The organism is Actinomycetospora sp., from assembly GCF_055612215.1.
The window spans coordinates 1-4,324 of record NZ_JBVPVA010000374.1 but is presented as its reverse complement, the minus strand read 5'-3'; the positions used below and the strand labels follow the sequence as shown (position 1 = coordinate 4,324).

Here is a 4,324-nt window from a genome sequence, read left to right as displayed (position 1 = left end):
GGGTCGCGGTGGCCACCGAGGAGATCCGGGCGGCGGAGCAGATCACCGGGCACCCGACGATGTACGCCTTCAACATCACCGGCGACCTGGCGGGGCTGCGCCGGCGGCACGACCTCGTCGTCGAGGCCGGTGGACGGTGCGTGATGCTCAACGTCCCGGTGATGGGCCTGCCGGCGCTGGCCTGGCTGCGCGAGTTCGCCGAGGTCCCGATCCACGGCCACCGGGCCGGCCTGGCCGCCTCGATGCGGTCCCCCGCGCTGGGGATGTCCTACCGGGCCTGGCAGCAGCTCGCCCGCCTCGCCGGCGCCGACCACCTGCACGCCAGCGGGCTGGGCAGCAAGTTCTACGAGACCGACGACGAGGTCACGGCGAACGTCCTCGGCCTGCTCGAACCGCTCGGGGACGGCCTCGGCCCGGTACCCACCCTCTCGTCCGGGCAGAACGTCACCACCGCCGCGCCCACCTACGCCGCGGTGCGCTCCACCGACCTGCTCATGCTCGCCGGCGGCGGGGTCGCCGCGCACCCCGACGGGCCCGCGGCCGGAGTGCGCAGCCTGCGCGACGCCTGGGCCGCCGCCGTCGACGGGATCCCGCTGCAGCGCGCCGCCCGACTCGCGGCGGACGCCGGTGACCCGGCCCTGCTGCACGCGGTGCAGAAGTTCGGAGACCCCACGCCCCCGGAGGAGGACTGACATGACCGCCGTCAGCTTCGTCGCCGACGACCTCACCGGCGCCGCCGACGTCCTCGCCCAGGCCCATCGCTACGGCCTCGACGCCGTCCTGGTCGTCGGCGGTGGCAACGCCCCGCTGCCCACCGACGCCGACGTCGTCGGGATCGCCGGGCCCGCGCGCTCGCTCGGTGGCGCGGCGTTCGACGACCTGGTCCGCGCGCAGCTCGCGCAGGTCGCCCGGACCGGCGCCGAGGTGCTGCTCTACAAGGTCTGCTCGACCTTCGACAGCGCGCCCGGCATGGGCAGCATCGGTCGCGGCATAGAACTGTTGCGCGAGCAGTTCCCCGGGCTGGGACCGGTCGCCGTCGCCCCCGCCCAACCGCAGTTCGGTCGCTACACCGCCTTCAGCAACCACTTCGGGGTGTTCGCCGGCCAGATCCACCGTCTCGACCGCCACCCGGTGATGTCCCGCCACCCCTCGACCCCCATGCACGAGGCCGACCTGCGCCAGGTCCTCGCCGAGCAGTTCACCGACCGCCGGAGCCCGGCCGCCCTGCACCTCCCGGCCTACGCCGACGGGTCGTTCCCCGAGCACTGGCAGGCCTGCCAGGCCGAGTCCGCACCGGCCTTCGTCGTCGACGCGGTCACCGACGAGCACCTCGACGAGGTGGCGCGCGCGCTGCGCGCCGACGGCCCGCCCTCCGGGTCGCACCCCCGGGTCGTCGTGGGTTCGGGAGGTGTCATGGCCGCGCTGGCCCGCACCGCCACCGGCCGCGAGGCGCGTCGACCGGGCCCCCAGCGGTCCTCCGGACCCGTGCTGACCGTCAGCGCCTCGGCCTCGAGCACCACCGCGGCGCAGATCGGCGACGCCGTCGCCCAAGGTTGGGCGGACGTGGCCGTGCCTGTCGACCTGCTCACGAGCCCCGACCCCGACCTGACCGCCGACGTCGAGAAGCAGACCGCCGCGGCGCTGTCCGCGGGCCGCGACGTGGTGGTGCACACGACCCGGGGCAGCGAGGACCCGCGATACGCCGCCGCGGGCCCGGTCGACCCCCGCCACGTCGGCGAACTGCTCGGCACCCTCGTGGGGCGCATGGCCGCCGCCGGGCTCACCCGGGACGTCGCCGTCCTGGGCGGGGACACCTCCAGCCACGCCCTGATGGCCATGGGCGTCCGCGAACTGCGCGTGTCCGACCAGTTCGTCACGGCCGGACCGATCTGCCGCACCGACGACCACGCCTCCGTGGCCGGGTGCCGGCTCCTGCTCAAGGGCGGCCAGGTGGGCCCGCCCGACGTCCTGCGCCGGTTCGCCGGCCAGGCCGCCCACCACTGACCGACTCCTCACCCCCCGCAGACCTCCCACGAGAAAGGGACGCCCATGAAGGCTGTCGTCAAGAACTCCGCCGCGCGCGGCTTCGAGTACGTGACCGATCACCCCGACCCCAAGCCCGCCGACGGCCAGGTGGTCATCGAGGTGGGCGCGGCATCGTTGTGCGGCACCGACCGCGAGGTCTACGAGTGGACGCCCTCGGCGCAGGCGTTCGCCCTCGACCTGCCGGTCGCCGTCGGGCACGAGGGCGCCGGCACCGTCGTCGAGGTCGGGCACGGCGTCACCGACCTCCGGGTCGGCGACCGCGTCGCCCTCGAGAGCCACCTGACCTGCGGCCAGTGCTTCCCCTGCCGGACCGGCGACGCGCACACCTGCGAACGCACCCGAATCATCGGCATGCACATCGACGGCCTGTTCGCCGAGTACATGGCCGCCCCGCAGGACATCTGCGTCGCGCTGCCCGACCACGCCTCCCTGGAGGTCGGCGCCCTCCTCGAGGCCGCGGGCGTCGCCGTCCACGCGATCCAGCGGGCCGACTACGCGGTGGCGGGTCGCGCCGTCCTGGTCAGTGGCGGCGGGCCGGTCGGCCTCGTCCTCGCCCACCTCGCCCACCTGATGGGCGCCGCCCACGTCATCGTCGTCGAGCCCAACCCCTACCGCCGCGCACAGGCCGAGAAGATCGGCGTCCTCGCGATGGCCCCCGGGGACGAGGTCGTCGAGCGGTGCCGTGAGCTGACCGGCCGCCGCGGCGGCTTCGACGTCGCCTTCGAGTGCTCGGGCGCCCAGAGCGCACTGCCGACCCTGTTCGAGGCCCTGCGCCGCGAGTCGACCCTCGTGACCGTCGGGCACCCGAGCCGACCAGCCGAGATCAACGTCGCCGCCTACATCAACAAGAAGGGCATCACCCTGCGCGGCATCTTCGGCCGTCGCCTCTGGGAGACCTGGGAACAGACCATGCTGTTGCTCGAGTCGGGCCGCCTCGACCTCGAGTGGCTGATCACCCACCGCAAGCCGCTCGATCGGGTCGACGAAGCCGTCGACCTCCTCACCGGAGAGGCCTGCAAGGTGCTGCTGGTGCCTGGCCTGCAGTGATCAACGGCGCCGACATGGGGCCGTCAACGGACGGCCCCACGTCCGGGATCCCCTGCTCACCCCGGCAGACCTCAAAGGTCGTGCCGCTGTCTCGAGAGAGGGACCGGATTGGGAACGCATACCTCGCGCCATGACATTCGACAGAGGCTCACAGCACAAGATCACCGCTGCTCGATCATGTCTCTGAGCAGCACAAACGTGGACCGTGGGCCACGACAGCCGACGTGAATCCCGTCCACTGGGTTCGGGGTTCGAGTCCCTGACGGCGCCCAGCTTCGCGGAAGCTACCTTCGATGTGACTCCGCATCGTGCCGGAGGACGCTCGCCTCGCACGACCGCTTCGTCGGAGATCGGCTCCGATGCCGGCGGCCGATCTCGGACGGAGTCGAGCAGCCCCGACCGGCACCACCGGTGGCCGACCCGACCAGCCGATCACGTCGTGTCGCGGTCGGGGAACCGCTGACACGCAGGGCACAACTCTAGGGCCCGGTCAGCGGCCGCCCCGCCTGGCGGCCCCCCGATGCCGATCGCCCGGCGTCCAGCGCTCAGCGCCCGTCGTCGATCCAGCCACGGACGTGGTGGCCGACCCGGCGGAGGTCCAGAACCTCGCCGGCGTCATCGAGGCGAACCCGGTACGTCGCGATGAAGTCGGTGGTGTCGGGAACACGATGCACATCGACGACGTCGACATCGACCACCCACTCCGCGCCCTCCCGGCGCAACGCGACGATCTGGTCGGCGTCCTTATCGGTCAGGTACGCGACCTCGGCCAGCGCGGTCCAGGACACGGCGAGCACACGGTCGCGAGGCAGGGCCATCGCTCCATGCTCCTCGTCGCCCAGGGATGACCGAGGTCATCGCCGCCTCGGGCCGCACCGTTCGCGCCTCGACGGCCCGCGGAGCCCTCCGGCGCGTCCGACTCGTTGCCTCGACCGCCTCGGTCAAGGGATCGCCACCCCGCTGTGACTCCTTCCGGTCGTGGTGGGACGGACGCGGCCCGACCCCGCCCCACCGCAGAAGGTTCGGGCCGTCCGAGGCTTGCTGGGCAGATAGGCGCTATCGACGGCGCCCCGGCACAGGCCCGGCTCGACGCCGACGGACATCACCCGGGCTGGACGGGGAGCGCCACGGTTCCGTCCTCGTGCAGGTCCCATCCGCGGACCCAGGCGACCTCCCAGGTGTGGCCGTCGAGATCGGCGAAGACTCCGGAGTAGCCGAACGGCTTCGGCCC

4 protein-coding genes are annotated in these 4,324 nt (G+C 73.1%); 3 read left to right on the top strand and 1 reads right to left on the bottom strand.

What is annotated here, in order from left to right:
* The 3 genes from AC0CYZ_RS10645 to AC0CYZ_RS10635 all read left to right on the top strand — a co-directional run.
* A partial coding sequence (locus AC0CYZ_RS10645) for a RuBisCO large subunit C-terminal-like domain-containing protein (protein ID WP_472215034.1) occupies positions 1-692 on the top strand: 692 nt, incomplete at its 5' end.
* A 1-nt stretch (position 693) separates the two neighbouring features.
* A complete protein-coding gene (locus AC0CYZ_RS10640) occupies positions 694-2,004 on the top strand; it encodes a four-carbon acid sugar kinase family protein (protein ID WP_472215031.1) in 1,311 nt (436 codons plus the stop codon).
* Between the two features lie 45 nt (positions 2,005-2,049).
* Positions 2,050-3,093 carry a zinc-dependent alcohol dehydrogenase gene (locus tag AC0CYZ_RS10635; protein WP_472215029.1) on the top strand — a complete coding sequence of 348 codons (1,044 nt, stop codon included), beginning with the start codon at positions 2,050-2,052 and terminating at the stop codon, positions 3,091-3,093.
* 545 nt (positions 3,094-3,638) lie between these two features.
* Here AC0CYZ_RS10635 and gvpO read toward each other — a convergent pair.
* The gene (gene gvpO, locus AC0CYZ_RS10630; RefSeq protein ID WP_472215027.1) at positions 3,639-3,881 is read right to left on the bottom strand and encodes a gas vesicle protein GvpO; all 243 of its coding nucleotides are present in this window, start codon (positions 3,879-3,881) and stop codon (positions 3,639-3,641) included.
* Between the last annotated feature and the right edge of the window lie 443 nt (positions 3,882-4,324).